Origin of the sequence: Streptomyces sp. NPDC127595, from assembly GCF_042671685.1 — a bacterium.
Classification (GTDB): Bacteria; Actinomycetota; Actinomycetes; order Streptomycetales; family Streptomycetaceae; genus Streptomyces.
The window spans coordinates 390,356-409,747 of sequence record NZ_JBHXWK010000004.1; the positions used below are offsets into that span (position 1 = coordinate 390,356).

The window sequence follows — 19,392 nt, forward strand, 5'->3', positions numbered from 1 at the left end:
TGTGAGGGCGGTCACCCTTCCGTTCATTTAGTTCACACTTATACGTGGAGGGAGACTGTTAGCCATGCGCCTGCCCCGCGTCCCCAAACCCCGCAGCCTCGCCGGTCAGCTCTTCGGCATGCAGGCCGTGCTGATCGCGGTGCTCGTCGTCGGGTACGCGCTGTTCAGCTACGTCAGCGACCGCGGCCAGGCCGAGGAGGCCGCGGGACGCCAGGCCATGGCCGTGGCCGGCTCGGTCGCGGACTCCCCTTCGGTACGCGAGGCGATCCACACCACCGACCCGACGAAGACCCTCCAGCCGTACGCCCTCCATGTGCAGGAGGACACGGACGTCGACTTCGTCACCATCATGAACACGGACGGCATCCGCTGGACCCACCCCGACGAGACGCTGATAGGCAAGCACTTCCTCGGCAACATCGGCCCCGCTCTGAAGGGCAAGGCCTTCACGGAGACGTACACGGGCACGCTGGGTCCGTCCGTCCGCGCGGTGGTACCCATCTGGGACAACGGCAGGATCATCGGCCTGGTCAGCGCCGGCATCAAGGTCGAGGTGATCACCGCCCGCGTGCAGGACCAGGTGACGGCGCTCCTCGGGGTCGCGGCGGGCGCCCTGGCCCTGGGCGGTCTCGGGACGTACGTCATCAACGCCCGGCTGCGCCGCTCCACCCACGGGATGAACGCGGCCGAGCTGAGCCACATGCACGACTACCACCAGGCCGCGCTGCACGCCGTACGCGAGGGTCTGCTGATGCTGGACGGACAGTTCAAGGTGGCGCTGATCAACGACGGCGGGCGAGAGCTGCTGGGCGTGGACGGCGATGTGGTCGGCCTTTCGGTGGCCGAGCTCGGGCTGCCCGCACCGCTGACGGGTGCGCTGCTGTCGGCCGAGCCACGGGTGGACGAGGTGCACCTGACCGCGAACCGCGTCCTCGTGATGAACACCTCCCCCGTCTCCGGCGGCGACCGCCGCGGCACCGTCGTGACCCTGCGCGACGTGACCGAACTCCAGTCCCTGATGGGCGAGCTGGACTCGGAGCGCGGCTTCACCCTGGCGCTGCGCTCACAGGCGCACGAGGCCGCGAACCGCCTCCACACGGTGGTGTCCCTCATCGAGCTGGGCCGCGCCGAGGAGGCCGTCGACTTCGCCACGGCGGAACTGGAGCTGGCCCAGACCCTCACCGACCAGGTGGTCGCGGCGGTCAGCGAACCGGTGCTCGCCGCCCTGCTGCTCGGCAAGGCCGCGCAGGCCAACGAGCGGGGTGTGGAGCTGGTGGTCTCCCAGGACAGCGCCATCGACGACGGACTCCTGCCGGACTCGCTGTCCGCCCGCGACCTGGTCACGGTCCTGGGAAATCTCATCGACAACGCGGTGGACGCGGCACAGGGGACGGTGGGCGCGCGGGTCACGGTAACGGCGTTCACGGACGACGACGGGCTGGTGCTGCGGGTCGCCGACACCGGTGCGGGGGTCGACCCCGCCCACGCGGAGGCGGTCTTCCAGCGCGGCTGGTCGACCAAGCCGTCGGGGCCCGGCGGCCGGGGCCTGGGCCTGGCTCTCGTACGCCAGGCCGTGAGCAGGCACGACGGCACCTTGACAGTGGCGGCGGCCGCCGGGGGCGGGGCAGAGTTCGAGGCCCGGCTGCCGTTGCCTACGGTGTCCTCGACGCCGGTGTCCTCGACCCGGGGGGCCGCGACGCCGGGGGCCGGGGCATCCACCGGTGCGTCGGGGGCCGGGGCATCCGCCACGGCGCCGGGGGCCGGGTCACCTGCCTCGGCATCCGGAGCTGGGGCACCCATCACGGCGCCCGAAGTTGAGGCATCGACCGCGACACCCGGGACTGAGGCATCCACCGCGGCGTCGGGGGCCGCGGCACCCGCCACGACACCTGCGGCTTGGGCACCCGCCACGACACCCGGGGCCGAAGCACCCGCCACAGCACCCGACGTTGAGGCACCCGCCGCAGCACCCGAGGTTGAGACATCGGCCGCGACACCCGGAGCTGGGGCACCCGCCACGACACCCGAGGTTGAGACATCGACCGCGACACCCGGGACTGAGACATCCACCGCGGTGCCGGGGGCCGCGGCACCCGCCACGACACCTGCGGCTTGGGCACCCGCCACGACACCCGGGTCCGAAGCACCCGCCACAGCACCCGAGGTTGAGACATCGGCCGCGACACCCGCCCCGAGCAACGCACCGACCGCGACGTCCGGGGTCGAGGTACCGACCGCGGCATTCGCCCGTGCCGACGCGTCGACCGCGCCGACCCGACACCAGGACGACCAGCCCAAGCCCGCCAAGACCGCCCCGACCCGCCACCAGGACGACCAACCCGAGCCCGCCCAGACCGCCCCGACCGCCCAGTTCGCCAAGACCACCCCAACCACCCCGTCCGCCTCAACCACCCAATCCACCCAGACCGTCCAGCCCACCCAGACCGTCCAGACCGTCCACCCCGCCCAGCCCGCCTTGCCTGGAGGCGACGTATGACGACCGACCCCATCCGCGTACTCGTCGTCGAGGACGACCCGGTCGCCGCCGACGCCCACGTCATGTACGTCGGCCGTGTGCCCGGCTTCGTCGCCGTCGGCAAGGCGCACACGGGCGCGGAGGCGCGGCGCGCGCTGGACCGTACGCCGGTGGATCTGCTGCTGCTCGATCTGCACCTGCCGGACGCGCACGGCCTGCAGCTCGCCCGTTCGCTGCGCGCCGCCGGCTATCACGCGGACGTGATAGCGGTGACGTCGGCGAGGGACCTGGCGGTCGTACGGGAGGGTGTGTCGCTCGGGGTCGTCCAGTACGTCCTGAAGCCCTTCACCTTCGCCACGCTGCGTGACCGGCTGATCCGGTACGCGGAGTTCCACGCGGCGGCGGGCGAGGCGAGCGGCCAGGACGAGGTGGACCGCGCCCTGGCCACCCTGCGCGCCCCGGGCCCGGCCGCGCTCCCAAAGGGTCTGAGCGCCCCGACCCTCGAACGCGTCACCGTCACCCTGCGGGACTGCGGCGAGGGCCTCACCGCCGCCGGGATCGCCGAGCTGGTCGGCATCTCCCGGATCACCGCCCGGCGCTACCTCGAACACCTGGTGGAGTCGGGGCGGGCGGCACGGGCCCCGCAGTACGGCCAGGTGGGACGGCCGGAGCTGCAGTACCGCTGGGTGAAGGGTTAGGGCCTAGCCGGGTGGACGGCCTTCGGAACGGCTTCCGCGACGAGGTCGTACGTGCGTGATCGCGGCGAACACCACGAGGGCTGCCAGGCTCCCGCACACGAGGGCGGGGTAGTCGGCCCAGTCGGGGTCGGCCGGTGCGGGCGTTCCCCGGCGCACCAGCCTGCCGACGGACCAGAGGACCAGCAGAGCGGTCGTGAAGGCCGGCCAGCGGTTCCGCACACCTTTGGTGACGTCGTCGACCATCGCCAACACGGTCCAGAGAACGATGAGGTCCACGAACTCCGTCCAACCGACGGCCACGATCCCCGCCCCCGCTGCCGCGAAGAAGAACCAGCTCCAGACAAGGGGCCGGATCGGCACGGCCTCTCGCAACTCCCCTCGTGGAAACCAGAAGAACCGGCGCACACGCTCGACAAACCCGCGATCCCCGTCGTACGACGTCATGCGCCCCCCAGCGTGGCCCGTCCACCTCGTACGAGGTGGACCCACGGCGGGGGACGAAGGTTGCGCGTACGACTCGACCCGTATCGCGAGCCCGGCCGCCGCCGGCGCCCCCGCAGTGGACAACACCAGGAGCCCTGTCGCGACTTGACCAGCCAGTGCAAGGTCATTGACCTGACATACTCCCGCCTCTTACGTTCGCCGGGCAGACAAGTCGTGGCCGACAACGATGTCGGTCAGTAGGAGGTCGTGCCCGTGCGCCCCACCGCCGCCCCACTTCTCCTCGTCGCGTTGCTCACCGCGACCACACTCACGGCCTGCGGATCAGGGTCCGGCAGCGACCCCGACACCGTGAAGATCTCGTTCAAACAGTCCACGGACAACTCGATCAAGGTGATGGACACCTATCTGGGCGAGATGAAGAAGGAGTTCGAGAAGGCCAACCCCGGCAAGAAGGTCGAGCTGGTTCCGATCAAGGCACCGGACTCCGAGTACTACACCAAGGTCCAGCAGATGCTGCGGTCCCCGAAGACCGCTCCCGACCTGGTCTACGAGGACACCTTCCTCATCAACTCGGACATCACCAGCGGCTACTTGAAGCCCCTGGACGCCTACCTCGACAAGTGGCCGGACTGGGACCAGTTCATCGACACGGCCAAGACGGCGGCCAAGGCCGAGGACGGGAAGACGTACGGCGTTCCGGACGGGACGGACACCCGGGGGCTCTGGTTCGACAAGGCGATCTTCAAGAAGGCGGGCCTGCCGAGCGACTGGCAGCCGAAGAACTGGGACGAGGTTCTCGACGCGGCCCGCACGATCAAGGAGAAGGTCCCCGGCGTCACGCCCCTGAACGTCTACACGGGCAAGCCCGCCGGAGAGGCCGCCACCATGCAGGGCTTCGAGATGCTGCTGTACGGGACGGGGGACGGAACGACTGACCCCCTGTACGACACGGCGTCCAAGAAGTGGATCGCCGGCAGCCAGCCCTTCAAGGACTCCCTCGCCTTCGTGGAGACGGTCTTCAAGGAGAAGCTGGGCCCGGAGGTCTCCGACGCCCTCGACCCCAACTTCCCCACCCGGGTCCGCGGTGAACTGCTGCCCGAGGGCAAGCTCGGCATCAACCTCGACGGAAGCTGGCTCCCGCAGGACTGGCTGGCGGGGTCGGGCCACGAATGGCCCGAGTGGTCCGACAAACTCGGTCTCGCGTACATGCCGACGCAGAACGGCCAGGCTCCCGGCAAGGTGAGCATGTCCGGCGGCTGGACCTGGTCGATCCCGTCGAAGGCGTCCAACCCGGACCTGGCCTTCAAGTTCATCGAGACCATGCAGACCAAGGCGAACGCCCAGAAGTGGTACATCGCCAATTCCGGTATCGCGGTGCGCAAGGACGTCGCCGCCGACCCCGCGTACGTGGACGCGCAGCCCGGCATCAAGTTCTTCACGGACCTGGTCGCGAGCACGCACTACCGGCCCGCGTACCCGGCGTACCCGAAGGTCTCGACCGCCATCCAGGAGGCCATGGAGGGCGTGACGACGGGCGACAGTTCGGTTCAGGACGCGGCGAAGGGGTACGACGAGGAACTCAAGACGGCCACCGACGACCAAGTGATCACGAAGTGAGCGTGAGTACGCCGGTGGCACCCCAGGTCCGACCCCCGGGCGCGGGTACGAAGGTCGTCTCCCCCCGCCGGGGAGGCCTCCGCCGCTCCCTCGTCCGGGCGCTCCCGGTCTCCCCCGCCCTCATCCTGCTCGTCCTCTTCCTCGCGGGCCCGATCGGCTACTGCGCCTACATCGCCTTCACGGACCTGCAGTTGACGGGCCAGGCCCACTCGTCGTTCGTCGGCTTCGACAACTTCCGGGCGGCGTTCCAGGACGACGCGTTCCTGAACGCGGTATGGCTCACGCTGGTGTTCACGGTGCTGTCGTCGCTGGTCGGGCAGAACACGCTGGGGCTGGCACTGGCCGCACTGATGCAACGGGCGTCGAAGCCGGTACGGACGGTGGTGGGCGGGATCGTCATCACGGCGTGGGTGCTGCCGGAGGTGGTCGCGGGGTTCCTGCTGTACGCCTTCTTCCGGCGGGAGGGCACATTGAACGCCATCCTCGACTGGCTCCATCTGCCCAGCCAGAACTGGCTGTTCACCCTCCCCATCCTGGCGGTGTCGTTCGCGAACGTGTGGCGGGGCACGGCCTTCTCGATGCTCGTCTACTCCGCCGCGCTGAACGAGATCCCGAAGGAGATCACGGAGGCGGCGGAGGTGGACGGGGCGGGAGGCTGGCGGCGGATGTGGCACATCACGCTCCCGATGATCCGCCGCTCCATCGGCACGAATCTCATGCTCAACACCTTGCAGACGCTCTCCGTCTTCGGGCTGATCTGGGTGATGACCCGAGCGGAAAGAGCCAGACCCTCCCCCTGTTCATGTACGAACAGGCCTTCCAGAAAAGCATGATCGGGTACGGGACGGCGGTGGCGTTGCTGCTCCTGGTCGTCGGCTCACTGTTCTCGCTCGTGTACATGCGCCTGCTGCGGACGGAGGTCTGAAATGGCGATTCAACTTGCGCGTACGCCCCTCAGGTCGCGGCGTCGGTCCACCCGGCGGCTGGCTGCGGACGCCGGACTCCTCGCCCTGGCCGCCGCGTTCGCACTGCCGCTGGCGTGGGTGGTCCTCTCCGCGCTCGACCCGGACGCCGGCCTGCGGGTGCAGGTCCCCGACAGCCTCACGCTGGACAACTTCGACGCGGTCCTGAAACCGGACATCACCTTCACCCCGCTGCTCAACAGCCTGATCCTCTGCGGGGGCGGAACGCTGCTGACGGTGATCTGCTCGACGCTCGCCGCCTATCCGCTGTCCCGTTTCCGGTCGCGGCTGAACCGGCCTTTCCTGCTGACCATCCTGTTCGCGACGAGTCTGCCGATCACGGCCATCATGGTGCCGGTGTACGCCCTGTTCGTCCAGGTGAACCTGATCGACACCATGCAGGGCACCATCTTCTTCTTCGCGGCCTCCCAACTGCCCTTCGCCATCTGGCTGATGAAGAACTTCATGGACGGGGTCCCGAAGGAGCTGGAGGAGGCCGCGTGGACGGACGGGGCGTCGTCATTCCAGTCCCTGCTCCGGATCGTGCTGCCGCTGATGGGTCCGGGCGTCGCCGTGGTCACGGTGTTCTCGTTCGTGATGATGTGGGGCAACTTCTTCGTCCCCTTCATGCTGCTGCTCACCCCGGACCAGATGCCCGCGTCGGTGAGCATCAACGAATTCTTCGGGAACCGAGGGACCGTGGTCTACGGCCAGTTGGCGGCGTTCTCAATCATCTACTCGACGCCGGTGATCTTGCTGTATGTGCTGGTGGCCAAGCGGTTGGGCGGGGGGTTCGCTCTGGGCGGGGCGGTCAAGGGGTGAGGACGCCAGCTCCTCCTGCCCCCGAATACTCCCGAGCCCCCCGCCAGGGCAACACCGCCCACATCCGCGTCCCACCCCCGGGCTCCCGGGCCTCCCCGAACCCCCAGCCATCGCCGGCCAGGAAGACCACTGCCTCACCGACGCCCGCGAAGCCCTCCGCACCCTCATCCGGGACATCAAGGCCGGAAAGGCCGACCACCTCCTCTAAGGGGGCGGGAACTCTGCTAGGAGTTTTTCGCCGCCCGGGCCCGATAGGCCGCGACCGTCGTCCGGCTCGCGCACGCGTTGGAGCAGAACCGGCGCGTTCGGTTCCGTGACTGGTCCGCGAAGAAGTTCCCGCACCCGGCCGCGGCGCACCGGCCCAGTGTCACCGCCGGATCCCCGGCGGCGACCAGGGCGAGCTTGGCGGCGATCAGCTGGCCGAGCCAGCGCTTGGCCGGGCTGCCGTTGCGGCTGAAGTGGATGTGCCAGCCGCCGAGGCCGTCATGGTCGGACAGGTGCATTTCCGGCGGATAGTCGCGCAGCAGCCGGTGCACGGCGTCAGGGGCAGCGCAGTCGACGGACTGCGCCAGCGCCATGCGCACGAGGTCCGGCAGCTCGCCGTAGTCGCCGCCCGGCGGCGGAGTGATCTCGTGCTCCGCGAAGAACGCGCCGACCAGTTCGCCCTGTTGGTCGAGGGTCCCGGTATTGGCCAGCTCCACGGCCAACCGCGTCACGTTCCCAATGTAGTCACCGTATTGCACTTGACCACCTACCTCGCCGCTTCTTAACGTAGGCGCCATGCTATCTGATGACACCTACGTGGCCCGCCGCCTGCAGCTGCTCGGGGAGTGGGACGCCGCGCTCGCCGCCTTGGACCCGGACGCCGAGCCCGAACTGCGCGCGGAGATCGCCGTCGACCGCTGGTTCTTCCGGATCGAGGGTCACGAGGAGGCCGAGAAGGCGGTCGCGGCACTCGATCCCGCATCGCCGACCCGGCACCTGCTCACCGGCCGACTGGCCTACAGCCGCCTGCTGTTCCGGCGCGACCCGCGCGCCGACGACCGCGCCACGGCCGAGGCCGGCTACCGCGCGGCCGCCGAGAGCGGCGACGAGAAGCAGCGTGCCTGGGCCGAGTACCACTGGGCCGTCCTGCTGGACAACATCGACGAGGACCCAGCCGGCGCCCTCCCACGCTACGAGACGGCTCTCGAGATCGCGACGAGGACCGGCGACGGCTACTTCGAGTCCTACATCATCCGGCACCTCGCACCGCACAAGGAGCCCGCGGAGCGGATCGCGATGCTGCGCCGCTCACTCCATCTGCGCGCCGCGCTCGGCGCCCGGCCCCAGACAGTCGCCTCGCAGGCCCTCCTCGCCGACAACCTGCCCGAGAACGATCCCGAGCGTGCAGAGTTGATGCGGACATTCCGTCCGGGTGCGGAAGAACTGCGTATCGGCTGGCTCCTGTCCGCGGCCTGATCCGCCGAGCGCCCCTGCGCCTGCTCCGAGCGATGCGCGAGGGGGCCGGCCACTCCGGACAGGAACCAAGAAAGGAAACGCGGCGTCGGCCGACCCCCTGAGGAGCCGGCCGACGCCGCGTGCTGGTGGCGTCTGAATCGGATGTCAGTCGCGCGGGGTGCCGTAGTAGCCACCGACCTGCTCGTGGTAGCCCGCATCCCCGATGTGCTTGTCCTTGTCGAACTCCGGGGAGTTCTTGATCTCTTCCTTGGTACGGCCGACGAAGACCTTCTTGTCGGTCGTGTCCACGCTGGTGATGGTGCCGGCCGGCAGCAGCACGTGCTTGCCGAAGATCCACACACCGGTGTCGACGACGATGTAGGCGGAGCCGACCTCCTCGGAGTACTTGTCGACCTTGCCGATGTGGCCGTCGGTCGCCTCCACCTTGAAGCCCGTCAGATCCAGGCCCGCCTGGTAACCCGACGTCGGCTGGTAACCCCACATGTCCGTCACGATAAGTCCCTTCGTTCAGCTGTACAGAATTACTCCGGACGCTGGTGAGCGCCGGTGTCTTTGCTGACGGGAGGCGGGTTCCCGATCCGGTCCCCGCCATGCACAGGAAATCTGGTTGAAATCCGTGCGGTCCGTCGGGAGCGGCGCACTACCCGGGCTTTTCAGCCACGGTCATTTGCGCGCCGAGCCCTCGTCCTGCTGCGCGTGAAACCGCCGTCTACCAGCGGTACCAGCGGCTGCGCTTACCTCCGCCGCCGGCCGCGGGCCTGAGGACGAACCCCAACACCCACACCACGAGAACAATCACTGCTATCCACCACAGTGCTTTCAGTGCGAAGCCCGCACCGAAAAGGATGAGAGCGAGAAGAAGAACAAGAAGCAGGGGAACCATGATTATCAACCTCCGGACAATCATGTGCCCTACCCCTGAACGATCATGCATACCGATTTCCGGGTTTGATTCTGCTGTTCGGGGTTATAGGGTCCGCCGCCACCGTTCTACTTCTACCGGCAGGGAGCGCCGTGACCAGCACACTCAGTGAGACGGAAGGGCCCGGGGTCACCGCCACCCCGCGGCTGTCCCCGGCGGAGAACAAGCTGTCCTCCGCCGAGAACAAACAGCGGCTGCGGCGTCGCCTGGAGCGGCTGATCGGCATCGCCGCCACGGAGGGCAACTCCCTGACGGTGCTGCGCAACGGGGACGAGATCTTCGCGGCGATGCTGGAGAGCATCCGCGGCGCCCGGTACACCGTGGACATGATGACGTTCGTGTACTGGCGCGGGGAGATAGCCCGCCAGTTCGCGACCGCGCTGGCCGAGCGGGCCCGCGACGGTGTGCGGGTGCGCCTGCTCCTCGACGGCTTCGGCAGCCGGCTGATCGAGCAGGACCTGCTGGAGATGATGGAAGAGGCCGGGGCCGAAGTGGCCTGGTTCCGCAAGCCCTTGTATCTCTCGCCCTTCAAGCAGAACCACCGCTGCCATCGCAAGGTGCTGGTCGTGGACGAGGAGACCGCGTTCACCGGCGGGGTGGGCATCGCCGAGGAGTGGTGCGGTGACGCCCGTAACGAACACGAGTGGCGCGACACCCACGCCCGGGTGCGCGGACCCGCCGTGGACGGCATCGCCGCCGCCTTCGCGCAGAACTGGGCGGAGTGCCACGACACCCTCTTCGACACCCGCGACCGCTTCGCCGAGCACGCCTCCGAAGGCGACGCCGTGGTCCAGGTCATCCGCGGTTCGGCCAGCATCGGCTGGCAGGACATGCAGACCCTCCTGCGGGTCGTGATCGAGTCCGCCCAGGAGCGACTGCGCCTGGCCACCGCCTACTTCGCCCCCGACGCCCACTTCGTCGACCTGCTGTGCTCGGCCGCCCGGCGCGGTGTCGAGGTGGAGATCCTGCTGCCCGGCCCCCATACCGACAAGCGCGTCTGCCAGTTGGCCGGCCAGCACCACTACGAGGACCTGCTCGCCTGCGGGGTGCGCATCTTCCAGTACCAGCCGACGATGATGCACGCCAAGGTCATCACCATCGACAGGGTCGCGGCCCTGGTCGGCTCCACCAACCTCAACCGCCGCTCCCTCGACCACGACGAGGAAGTCATGCTCGCCGTCATGGACGAGGAGTTCACCGCCACCCTCGACGGACACTTCGACGAGGACCTGCGCGTCAGCGAGCGGATCGAGAAGGACCGCTGGAAACGCCGCTCCGCAGCGCAGCGGCTGTGGGAGGCGTCCGTGGCCCCCATCCGCCGGTTCCTGTAGCCCGCGTCCGGATCATGCCGGTTCACGTCCGGATCACATCCGGATCACATAGGGACGGCACAACAGGGCACCCGTCTCAGGTCGGAACAACCGGCGGAACAACCCATCGGGCCAACCCGTCGGGCCATCCCATCGGGCCAACCCGTCCCACCAACCGAAGGAGTCCACTGATGCTGATCGTCGCCATCGTCGCCGTATGTGTGGTCTTGGCCGTACTGGCCTTCCTCGTCCCCCGTTTCTCCCGCCACCCCGAGCGCGGCACGCAGCGTTCGCTCGGCGCCGGAGCCCGGGCCGGCGGCAAGGCGCCCGGTTTCCTGGGCCGGCTGCTCAGCAAGCCCTTCCAGAGCAGTTCGCGTGCCGTCGGCCGCAGCGGCTCGGCCGGCCGCCGCACCCGCGGCCGCATGCCCTTCTGACCGCGAATGAACGGCACCACGAGGGACAGCCCCGAGGGGGACGGCATCGACGGGGAGCGGCTGCTGGACGGTCTCACCATCGACGCCACCCGACGCGAGCAGCCGATCGTCCTGGACGAGACCGGGCGGCCCATCAAGACCTGGCGGGAGAACCATCCCTATGACCGCAAGGTCAGCCGCAAAAGGTACGAGCGGGAAAAACGCGTTTTGCAGATAGAGATGCTCAAGCTCCAGCGCTGGGTCAAGGACACCGGCGCACGCGTGGTCGTCGTATGCGAGGGGCGTGACGCGGCCGGCAAGGGCGGCACCATCCAGCGCTTCACCGAGCGGCTCAACCCCCGCGGCGCACGGGTGGTCGCCCTGGACAAACCCAACGACCGGGAGAGCGGTCAGTGGTACTTCCAGCGGTACATCGCGCATCTGCCGACGGCGGGAGAGATCGTCTTCTTCGACCGCTCCTGGTACAACCGCGTCGGCGTGGAGCGGGTGATGGGCTACTGCTCGAAGGAGGAGTGGGAACTGTTCTTCAGGCAGTGCCCGGCCTTCGAGCGGATGCTCGTCGACGACGGGATCCTGCTGGTGAAGTTCTGGTTCTCCGTGTCACGCTCCGAGCAGCGCACCCGCTTCGCCATCCGGCAGGTCGACCCGGTGCGCCGGTGGAAGCTCTCCCCCACCGACCTCGCGTCGCTGGACCTGTGGGACGACTACACCGAGGCGAAGGTCGACATGTTCCGCGCCACGGACACGGAACACGCCCCGTGGACGGTCGTCAAAAGCAACGACAAACGGCGCGCCCGGCTGGAAGCCATGCGCGGTCTGCTCTCGCGCGTCGACTACGCCGACAAGGACCCCGAGGCGGTCGGTGTCACCGACCCGCTCATCGTCGGCCCCGCCGACACCCTCCTGGAACCCGGCGAGGAGGACACCGCGCTGTCCCCCACTCCGCTGTCCCACGGCACCACGGGTCCCGGCAACCACCCTGAAACCGCCTGACACATAAACGGCCACCCACGGGGTCGACGGCCGAAACCGTATGTTCCTACAATCTGTGATTGTGGCCGAACAGACCGTAGTCACCGCCGCCTCCGGCCCATACTTTGACCGCGTGCACCGACCGCAGGCCCATCAGCCCACTCCGCCCTTCAACGCCCCGGCGGCCCGCAGACTGCGGGCCGCGCTAGGAATGGGGCCCGAGCATGTCGCGTACGGGATGAGAGCGTCGTACGGACTTCCCTACGTCACCCCGGATCTGGTCGCCGCCTGGGAGCGCGGGCTGGCCGAGCCGAGCGCTCCCGAACTCACCGCGCTCGCGGGCGTGTTGTGGTGCTCGCAGGGTGAACTCATCGGCGCGCCAAGGACATTGCGCGAGCACCGCGTCGCACGCGGCCTCGCCACCGAAGACCTCGCGCGCTCTGTCGGCCTCGAACTCCTCGCGTACCAGCGGATGGAGGAGTCCGGCGAGTGGCGCGGCAACGAGCGGCAGTCGGCCACGCTCGCCGAGGTTCTCGACCTCTCGCTGCGCGACTTCGTCACGGTGACGGGGCGCGACGACAAGCTCGCCGAACTCCTGCGCAGAGCGGTGACGACGCGCTGGCAGGCGTACGCACGTCCGGTCGGCAAGATGGTGCCCCTGGACCGGCGCCTCCTGGAGGACGTCCTCCAGGAGATGCACACCGACTACCAGGGGCAGATGGTCGCTTCGCTGAGCTGGGGTGACGGCTCGGCCGCCACCGACGCCGGCGAATCGGGCCAGGAATTCCTGGACCGGATCGTCGACCACTTCTGGGCGATGGTCCAGAGAACCACGTACTGAAGCGCAAGTCGCGAAGGGCGAGGGTGACCTCTAGAACACCGACTCCGCCTCGTCCATCCGGTCCTTCGGCACCGTCTTCAGCTCGGCGGTCGCGTCCGCCAGCGGCACCATCTCGATCTCGGTGCCGCGCAGGGCCGTCATCCGGCCGAACTCGCCGCGGTGGGCGGCCTCGACGGCGTGCCAGCCGAAGCGGGTGGCGAGTACGCGGTCGTACGCGGTCGGTGTTCCGCCGCGCTGGATGTGGCCGAGGATGACCGGCTTGGCCTCCTTGCCGAGGCGCCGCTCCAGCTCGTACGCGAGGGCCGTGCCGATGCCCTGGAAGCGCTCGTGGCCGAACTTGTCGATCGCGCCGTGGCCGTAGTCCATGGTGCCCTCGGCGGGGTGCGCGCCCTCGGCGACGCAGACGACGGCGAACTTCTTGCCGCGTGCGAAGCGTTCCTCGACCATCGCGACCAGGTCGGCCGGGTCGAAGGGGCGCTCGGGCAGGCAGATGCCGTGGGCGCCGGCCGCCATGCCGGACTCCAGGGCGATCCAGCCGGCGTGCCTGCCCATGACCTCGACGACCATCACGCGCTGGTGGGACTCGGCGGTGGTCTTCAGCCGGTCCATCGCCTCGGTGGCGACGCCCACCGCCGTGTCGAAGCCGAAGGTCCGGTCCGTGCCCGAGATGTCGTTGTCGATGGTCTTCGGGACGCCGACGACGGGGAGGCCTCCGGAGTCCGAGAGCATCCGGGCGGCGGTCAGCGTGCCCTCGCCGCCGATCGGGATGAGCACGTCGATGCCGAACTCACGGGCCATGTCCTGCGCGTTCTCGCAGGCCTCCCGGAGCCGGTCGCGCTGCAGACGGGAGGAGCCGAGGATGGTGCCGCCGCGGGCGAGGATGCCGCTGACCGCGTCGAGGTCGAGGGGGCGGTAGCGGCCCTCGAGCAGGCCTGCGTAGCCGTCCTCGAAGCCGATGACCTCGTCGCCGAAGTTGGTGACCGCTCGGTGCACGACCGATCGGATCACTGCGTTCAGGCCAGGACAGTCGCCGCCTGCGGTGAGAACTCCGATGCGCATCGTGCTGTTTCTCCTGCTCGCTGCCGGTACGTGTGAGCCGGTTCGATTCTTTCACGGCGCGAAGGGCATCGTCGCTTCCGCACGCCCCACCAGGACGTTCTTCCTGGCGGGCGCCTTAGCCACCCACAGAGGTATTGTCAAGAGGCTCCTGCCCACCTTAGTGGGCCATTCGCCGAGCCCCAAAAAACACTGCGGGAACCGCTGAGGAACACCGCGAGAACCGCTGAGATACACCGCCGGAACCGCTGAGAACCGTCTCCCGAAAAGGAGACGACAACGAGACGAACGGGATGGAGAGCACGCGTGACGCGCAGCGTGTACGTGACCGGGATCGACCGCGGCGACGGCCGCCAGGTCGTCGAGCTGGGAGTCATGGAACTCCTGACCCGCCAGGTCGACCGGGTGGGGGTGTTCCGTCCGCTCGTGCACGACGGTCCGGACCGGCTCTTCGAACTGCTGCGTGCCCGCTACCGCCTCGCCCAGGACCCGGCGACGGTCTACGGCATGGACTACCACGAGGCGTCCGCGCTCCAGGCCGAGCGAGGCACGGACGAGCTGGTGTCCACCCTGGTCGACCGTTTTCACCTCGTCGCCCGTGACTACGACGTCGTCCTCGTCCTCGGTACCGACTTCGCCGACACACAGTTCCCGGACGAGCTGGCGCTCAACGCCCGCCTGGCGAACGAGTTCGGCGCGTCCGTCATCCCGGTCGTCGGCGGCCGGGGCCAGACCTCGGAGTCGGTGCGCGCCGAGACACGCAACGCCTATCGCGCGTACGACGGACTCGGCTGCGACGTCCTCGCGATGATCGTGAACCGGGTCGCCCCCGCCGACCGCGCCGGGATACACGAGCGGCTCGACAGCCGTCTTCCGGTGCCCAGTTACGTACTCCCGGACGAGCCCGCGCTCTCCGCGCCCACCGTCGCGCAGATCACCCAGTTCCTCGGCGGCACGGTGCTCCTCGGCGACAGCGCGGGCCTCGCGCGTGACGCGCTCGACTTCGTCTTCGGCGGCGCGATGCTGCCGAACTTCCTCAACGCCCTGACCCCCGGCTGTCTGGTCGTCACCCCCGGCGACCGCGCCGACCTTGTCATCGGCTCGCTCGCCGCGCACAGCGCGGGCACCCCGCCCATCGCCGGCGTACTGCTCACCCTGAACGAGCGGCCCACCGACGAGATCCTCACCCTCGCGGCCCGCCTCGCGCCCGGCACCCCGGTCGTCTCGGTGGCCGGCAACTCCTTCCCCACCGCGACCGAACTCTTCGGTCTGGAAGGCAAGTTGAACGCCGCCACGCCGAGGAAGGCGGAGACCGCGCTCGGCCTCTTCGAGCGGTACGTGGACACCGGCGACCTCCTCAAGCGCGTCTCCGCGCCGAGCAGCGACCGCCTCACGCCCATGATGTTCGAGCACAAACTCCTGGAGCAGGCCCGCTCCGACAAGCGCCGTGTCGTGCTGCCGGAGGGCACCGAGGAGCGCGTCCTGCACGCCGCCGAGGTGCTGCTGCGCCGGGGTGTGTGCGACCTGACGCTGCTCGGCCCCCTCGACCAGATCCGCAAGAAGGCCGCCGACCTCGGCATCGACCTCGGTTCCACCCAGCTCATCGACCCGGCGACCTCCGAACTGCGCGACCGCTTCGCGGAGAAGTACGCCCAACTCCGCGCCCACCGGGGCGTGAGCGTCGAGCTCGCGTACGACGTCGTCGCCGACGTGAACTACTTCGGGACGCTGATGGTGCAGGAGGGCCTCGCCGACGGCATGGTGTCGGGCTGCGTGCACTCCACCGCCGCCACCATCCGGCCCGCCTTCGAGATCATCAAGACCAAGCCGGACACGAAGATCGTGTCCTCCGTCTTCTTCATGTGCCTCGCCGACAAGGTCCTCGTCTACGGCGACTGCGCGGTCAACCCGGACCCGAACGCCGAGCAGCTCTGCGACATCGCCATCCAGTCGGCCGCCACCGCCGAGCAGTTCGGCGTCGAACCGCGGATCGCGATGCTGTCGTACTCGACGGGTACGTCCGGTACGGGCGCCGATGTCGACAAGGTGCGCGAGGCCACCGAGCTGGTGCGGCTGCGCCGCCCCGAGCTGCGGATCGAGGGGCCGATCCAGTATGACGCGGCCGTCGAACCGACCGTCGCGGCCACCAAGCTGCCGGAGTCGGAGGTCGCCGGGCAGGCGTCCGTGCTGATCTTCCCGGACCTCAACACCGGCAACAACACCTATAAGGCCGTGCAGCGTTCGGCCGGAGCGATCGCGGTAGGCCCGGTCCTCCAGGGCCTGCGCAAGCCCGTCAACGACCTGTCACGCGGCGCGCTCGTCCAGGACATCGTGAACACCGTCGCCATCACGGCGATCCAGGCCCAGAGCCCGAGCGAGAAGGCAACCGCCCAGTGAGCGCCACCCGCGTCCTCGTCCTCAACTCCGGCTCCTCGTCGGTGAAGTACCAGCTGCTCGACATGCGGGACAGCAGCCGGCTGGCGGTGGGACTCGTCGAGCGCATCGGCGAGGAGACAAGCCGCCTCAAGCACACCCCGCTGCTCGGCGGGGAGACCCGCGAGACCGTCACGCCGATCCCCGACCACGCCGCCGCGCTCAAGGCGGTCGCCGACGAGCTGGCCCGGGACGGGCTCGGACTCGACTCCCCCGAGCTGCTCGCGATCGGGCACCGGGTCGTGCACGGCGGGAAGCTGTTCACCGATCCCACCGTCATCGACGAGGCCGTGCTCGCCGAGATCGAGCGGCTGATCCCGGTGGCCCCGCTGCACAACCCGGCCAACCTCACCGGCATCCGTACCGCCAGGGCACTGCGTCCCGACCTCCCCCAGGTCGCCGTCTTCGACACCGCGTTCCACACGACGATGCCGGAGTCAGCGGCGCGCTACGCGATCGACGTGAAGACCGCCGACGATTACCGCATCCGCCGCTACGGCTTCCACGGCACCTCGCACGCGTACGTGTCCCGGGAGACCGCGAAGCTCCTGGGCAGAGCGCCGGAGGAGGTGAACGTCATCGTGCTGCACCTCGGCAACGGGGCGTCCGCCTCCGCGGTGCGGGGCGGCCGGTGCGTGGACACCTCGATGGGGCTCACGCCTCTGGAGGGACTGGTGATGGGTACACGCTCCGGAGACATGGATCCGGCGGTCATCTTCCATTTGATGCGCGTTGGGGGTTTGTCCACCGACGAGATCGACACTTTGCTCAACAAGAAGAGCGGCCTGATCGGCCTGTGCGGCGACAACGACATGCGCGAGATCCGCCGTCGTGTCGACGAGGGTGACGAGCAGGCCCAGCTCGCCTTCGACATCTACATCCACCGCTTGAAGAAGTACATCGGCGCCTACTACGCGGTCCTCGGCCGGGTGGACGCCATCGCCTTCACCGCCGGAGTGGGGGAGAACGCCGCCCCGGTGCGCGAGGCGGCGATCGCCGGCCTGGAGGAGCTGGGCCTGGCGGTCGACGGCGACCTGAACGCCGTACGAGCGGATGGGCCCAGGCTCATCTCGCCGCAGTACGCGCGCGTCGCGGTCGCCGTGGTGCCGACGGACGAGGAAATGGAGATTGCGACACAGACGTACGCGCTGGTCGGAGAGAGCAATGCGTGAGCCCGAGAGAGATATGTCTGAGTCAGCGAGAGAGTCAGCGAGAGATACGACTGCGACCGCAGGAGAGATGCCTGCGCCCGTGAGAGACACGACTGCGACCGCAAGACAGATGTCCGCGCCCGTGAGAGATATGTCTGCGTCCGCGAGAGATTGCCTGCGTCCGGCAAGAGATACGCCTGAGCGCCCGTCCGCCCATTTGTATCTTCCGCCAGACGGAATATTCCGCAGCGAAACAAACCGATAGGATCGCCCTATGCGCCGTTCGAAAATCGTCTGTACTCTCGGCCCCGCGGTCGACTCCCACGAGCAGCTCGTCGCGCTGATCGAGGCCGGCATGAACGTGGCCCGCTTCAACTTCAGCCACGGCACGCACGCCGATCACCAGGGCCGGTACGACCGTGTCCGGGCCGCCTCGGAAGAGACCGGCAAGGCCATCGGTGTGCTCGCCGACCTCCAGGGGCCCAAGATCCGCCTGGAGACCTTCGCCGAGGGACCCGTCGAGCTGGTGCGTGGTGACGAGTTCACCATCACCACCGAGGACGTTCCGGGTGACAAGTCGATCTGCGGCACGACCTACAAGGGTCTGCCCGGCGACGTCTCCAAGGGCGACCAGATCCTCATCAACGACGGCAACGTCGAGCTGAGGGTCGTCGAGGTCGACGGCCCCCGGGTCAAGACGATCGTCGTCGAAGGCGGCGTGATCTCCGACCACAAGGGCATCAACCTGCCGGGTACGGCCGTGAACGTGCCCGCGCTGTCCGAGAAGGACGTCGAGGACCTGCGCTTCGCCCTGCGGATGGGCTGCGACATGGTCGCCCTGTCCTTCGTGCGTGACGCCCACGACGTGAACGACGTCCACAAGGTGATGGACGAGGAGGGTCGCCGGGTCCCCGTCATCGCCAAGGTGGAGAAGCCGCAGGCGGTCGAGAACATGGAGGGCGTCGTCGCGGCGTTCGACTCCGTCATGGTGGCCCGTGGCGACCTGGCCGTCGAGTACCCGCTGGAGAAGGTCCCGATGGTGCAGAAGCGCCTCGTGGAGCTCTGCCGCCGTAACGCCAAGCCGGTGATCGTCGCGACCCAGATGATGGAGTCGATGATCACCAACTCCCGCCCGACGCGCGCCGAGGCGTCCGACGTCGCCAACGCGATCCTCGACGGCGCCGACGCGGTCATGCTGTCCGCCGAGTCGTCGGTGGGCGCGTACCCGATCGAGACGGTCAAGACGATGTCGAGGATCGTCGTGGCGGCCGAGGAGGAGCTCCTCTCCAAGGGTCTCCAGCCCCTGGTCCCCGGCAAGAAGCCGCGCACGCAGGGCGGTTCGGTCGCCCGCGCCGCCTGCGAGATCGCCGACTTCCTCGGCGGCAAGGGCCTGGTCGCCTTCACCAAGTCCGGCGACACCGCCCGCCGCCTCTCGCGCTACCGCGCCTCCCAGCCGATCCTCGCCTTCACCACGGACGAGGGCACTCGCAACCAGCTCACCCTGAGCTGGGGCGTCGAGTCCTACGTCGTCCCCTTCATCCACACCACCGACGAAATGGTCGACCTCGTCGACCAGGAACTCCAGAAGCTCAACGTCTTCAACGACGGCGACGTCGTCATCATGACCGCGGGCTCGCCTCCTGGCGTCCCGGGTACGACGAACATGGTCCGGGTGCACCACTTGGGCGAGAGCGCCCGCACGGTCTGACGTTGCTGGTGACTGTACGACGCTGAGGGCGCCCCCTGTTGCAGGGGGCGCCCTCAGCGTGTTGCGGCTCCCGGATGGGCCTGGG

The 19,392-nt window shown here is 68.8% G+C and carries 16 protein-coding genes and 2 pseudogenes; 13 read left to right on the top strand and 5 right to left on the bottom strand.

The window, feature by feature from the left end; all coding sequences use genetic code 11:
* Window positions 1–64: 64 nt before the first annotated feature.
* Window positions 65–1,751: pseudogene (locus tag ACFVKT_RS15875) on the top strand (ATP-binding protein); the annotation flags it as partial.
* A 742-nt stretch (window positions 1,752–2,493) separates the two neighbouring features.
* Entirely contained in the window at window positions 2,494–3,174 is a 681-nt protein-coding gene (locus ACFVKT_RS15880; RefSeq protein ID WP_385731696.1) for a response regulator, read from the top strand.
* 3 nt (window positions 3,175–3,177) lie between these two features.
* Here ACFVKT_RS15880 and ACFVKT_RS15885 read toward each other — a convergent pair whose 3' ends face one another.
* Window positions 3,178–3,534 carry a hypothetical protein gene (locus ACFVKT_RS15885; RefSeq protein ID WP_385731698.1) on the bottom strand — a complete coding sequence of 119 codons (357 nt, stop codon included), beginning with the start codon at window positions 3,532–3,534 and terminating at the stop codon, window positions 3,178–3,180.
* 336 nt (window positions 3,535–3,870) lie between these two features.
* Here ACFVKT_RS15885 and ACFVKT_RS15890 point away from each other — a divergent pair, with 336 nt between their 5' ends.
* The 3 genes and pseudogenes from ACFVKT_RS15890 to ACFVKT_RS15900 all read left to right on the top strand — a co-directional run bounded on the left by ACFVKT_RS15890 (window position 3,871) and on the right by ACFVKT_RS15900 (window position 7,019).
* A complete protein-coding gene (locus ACFVKT_RS15890) occupies window positions 3,871–5,235 on the top strand; it encodes an extracellular solute-binding protein (RefSeq protein ID WP_385731700.1) in 1,365 nt (454 codons plus the stop codon).
* A pseudogene (locus ACFVKT_RS15895) lies at window positions 5,232–6,160 on the top strand (carbohydrate ABC transporter permease). Before ACFVKT_RS15890 ends, ACFVKT_RS15895 begins: the two are co-directional and overlap by 4 nt.
* A 1-nt stretch (window position 6,161) precedes the next feature.
* Window positions 6,162–7,019: a carbohydrate ABC transporter permease gene (locus ACFVKT_RS15900; RefSeq protein WP_385731702.1), complete on the top strand. Its 858-nt coding sequence runs from the start codon at window positions 6,162–6,164 to the stop codon at window positions 7,017–7,019.
* A 224-nt stretch (window positions 7,020–7,243) separates the two neighbouring features.
* Here the strand turns inward: ACFVKT_RS15900 and ACFVKT_RS15905 are convergent, their stop codons facing one another.
* Complete coding sequence (locus ACFVKT_RS15905) at window positions 7,244–7,735, bottom strand: CGNR zinc finger domain-containing protein (RefSeq protein ID WP_385731704.1); 492 nt, start codon at window positions 7,733–7,735, stop codon at window positions 7,244–7,246.
* 64 nt (window positions 7,736–7,799) lie between these two features.
* On the opposite strand from ACFVKT_RS15905, the gene ACFVKT_RS15910 reads away from it, so the two are divergent.
* Window positions 7,800–8,480: a hypothetical protein gene (locus ACFVKT_RS15910; RefSeq protein ID WP_385731706.1), complete on the top strand. Its 681-nt coding sequence runs from the start codon at window positions 7,800–7,802 to the stop codon at window positions 8,478–8,480.
* Between the two features lie 144 nt (window positions 8,481–8,624).
* Here ACFVKT_RS15910 and ACFVKT_RS15915 read toward each other — a convergent pair whose 3' ends face one another.
* Together ACFVKT_RS15915 and ACFVKT_RS15920 are read right to left on the bottom strand one after the other, a co-directional pair.
* Window positions 8,625–8,963 (bottom strand): PRC-barrel domain containing protein, encoded by a 339-nt coding sequence (locus ACFVKT_RS15915; RefSeq protein WP_384390157.1) that lies wholly within the window; start codon window positions 8,961–8,963, stop codon window positions 8,625–8,627.
* 226 nt (window positions 8,964–9,189) lie between these two features.
* Window positions 9,190–9,363, bottom strand: coding sequence for a hydrophobic protein (locus ACFVKT_RS15920; RefSeq protein WP_384390141.1), 174 nt, complete (start codon window positions 9,361–9,363; stop codon window positions 9,190–9,192).
* Between the two features lie 185 nt (window positions 9,364–9,548).
* On the opposite strand from ACFVKT_RS15920, the gene ACFVKT_RS15925 reads away from it, so the two are divergent.
* From ACFVKT_RS15925 to ACFVKT_RS15940, 4 genes are all read left to right on the top strand, one after another.
* On the top strand, window positions 9,549–10,733 hold the full coding sequence (locus ACFVKT_RS15925; protein ID WP_385732127.1) for a phosphatidylserine/phosphatidylglycerophosphate/cardiolipin synthase family protein: 1,185 nt from the start codon (window positions 9,549–9,551) through the stop codon (window positions 10,731–10,733).
* 170 nt (window positions 10,734–10,903) lie between these two features.
* On the top strand, window positions 10,904–11,146 hold the full coding sequence (locus ACFVKT_RS15930; protein ID WP_385731709.1) for a DUF6411 family protein: 243 nt from the start codon (window positions 10,904–10,906) through the stop codon (window positions 11,144–11,146).
* A gap of 6 nt (window positions 11,147–11,152) precedes the next feature.
* The gene (ppk2, locus tag ACFVKT_RS15935) at window positions 11,153–12,139 is read left to right on the top strand and encodes a polyphosphate kinase 2 (RefSeq protein WP_385731711.1); all 987 of its coding nucleotides are present in this window, start codon (window positions 11,153–11,155) and stop codon (window positions 12,137–12,139) included.
* Window positions 12,140–12,329: 190 nt separating this feature from the next.
* Window positions 12,330–12,959 (top strand): helix-turn-helix domain-containing protein, encoded by a 630-nt coding sequence (locus ACFVKT_RS15940; RefSeq protein ID WP_385732129.1) that lies wholly within the window; start codon window positions 12,330–12,332, stop codon window positions 12,957–12,959.
* A 30-nt stretch (window positions 12,960–12,989) separates the two neighbouring features.
* Here the strand turns inward: ACFVKT_RS15940 and ACFVKT_RS15945 are convergent, their stop codons facing one another.
* Window positions 12,990–14,018, bottom strand: coding sequence for an ATP-dependent 6-phosphofructokinase (locus ACFVKT_RS15945; protein WP_385731713.1), 1,029 nt, complete (start codon window positions 14,016–14,018; stop codon window positions 12,990–12,992).
* A 303-nt stretch (window positions 14,019–14,321) separates the two neighbouring features.
* Here ACFVKT_RS15945 and pta point away from each other — a divergent pair, with 303 nt between their 5' ends.
* The 3 genes from pta (at window position 14,322) to pyk (ending at window position 19,307) form a co-directional block, all read left to right on the top strand.
* On the top strand, window positions 14,322–16,412 hold the full coding sequence (pta, locus tag ACFVKT_RS15950; protein WP_385731716.1) for a phosphate acetyltransferase: 2,091 nt from the start codon (window positions 14,322–14,324) through the stop codon (window positions 16,410–16,412).
* A complete protein-coding gene (locus ACFVKT_RS15955; protein ID WP_385731718.1) occupies window positions 16,409–17,620 on the top strand; it encodes an acetate kinase in 1,212 nt (403 codons plus the stop codon). The genes pta and ACFVKT_RS15955 overlap by 4 nt, the downstream gene beginning before the upstream one ends.
* 253 nt (window positions 17,621–17,873) lie before the next feature.
* On the top strand, window positions 17,874–19,307 hold the full coding sequence (gene pyk / locus ACFVKT_RS15960) for a pyruvate kinase (RefSeq protein WP_385731720.1): 1,434 nt from the start codon (window positions 17,874–17,876) through the stop codon (window positions 19,305–19,307).
* Window positions 19,308–19,392: the final 85 nt, after the last annotated feature.

Coding starts and splice junctions, on each gene's coding strand:
- ACFVKT_RS15880 (WP_385731696.1), top strand. CDS start 2,494: ATGACGACCGACCCCATCCGCGTACTCGTCGTCGAGGACGACCCGGTC.
- ACFVKT_RS15900 (WP_385731702.1), top strand. CDS start 6,162: ATGGCGATTCAACTTGCGCGTACGCCCCTCAGGTCGCGGCGTCGGTCC.
- ACFVKT_RS15910 (WP_385731706.1), top strand. CDS start 7,800: ATGCTATCTGATGACACCTACGTGGCCCGCCGCCTGCAGCTGCTCGGG.
- ACFVKT_RS15915 (WP_384390157.1), bottom strand. CDS start 8,963: ATGTGGGGTTACCAGCCGACGTCGGGTTACCAGGCGGGCCTGGATCTG.
- ACFVKT_RS15920 (WP_384390141.1), bottom strand. CDS start 9,363: ATGGTTCCCCTGCTTCTTGTTCTTCTTCTCGCTCTCATCCTTTTCGGT.
- ACFVKT_RS15930 (WP_385731709.1), top strand. CDS start 10,904: ATGCTGATCGTCGCCATCGTCGCCGTATGTGTGGTCTTGGCCGTACTG.
- ppk2 (WP_385731711.1), top strand. CDS start 11,153: ATGAACGGCACCACGAGGGACAGCCCCGAGGGGGACGGCATCGACGGG.
- ACFVKT_RS15940 (WP_385732129.1), top strand. CDS start 12,330: ATGGGGCCCGAGCATGTCGCGTACGGGATGAGAGCGTCGTACGGACTT.
- ACFVKT_RS15945 (WP_385731713.1), bottom strand. CDS start 14,018: ATGCGCATCGGAGTTCTCACCGCAGGCGGCGACTGTCCTGGCCTGAAC.
- pyk (WP_385731720.1), top strand. CDS start 17,874: ATGCGCCGTTCGAAAATCGTCTGTACTCTCGGCCCCGCGGTCGACTCC.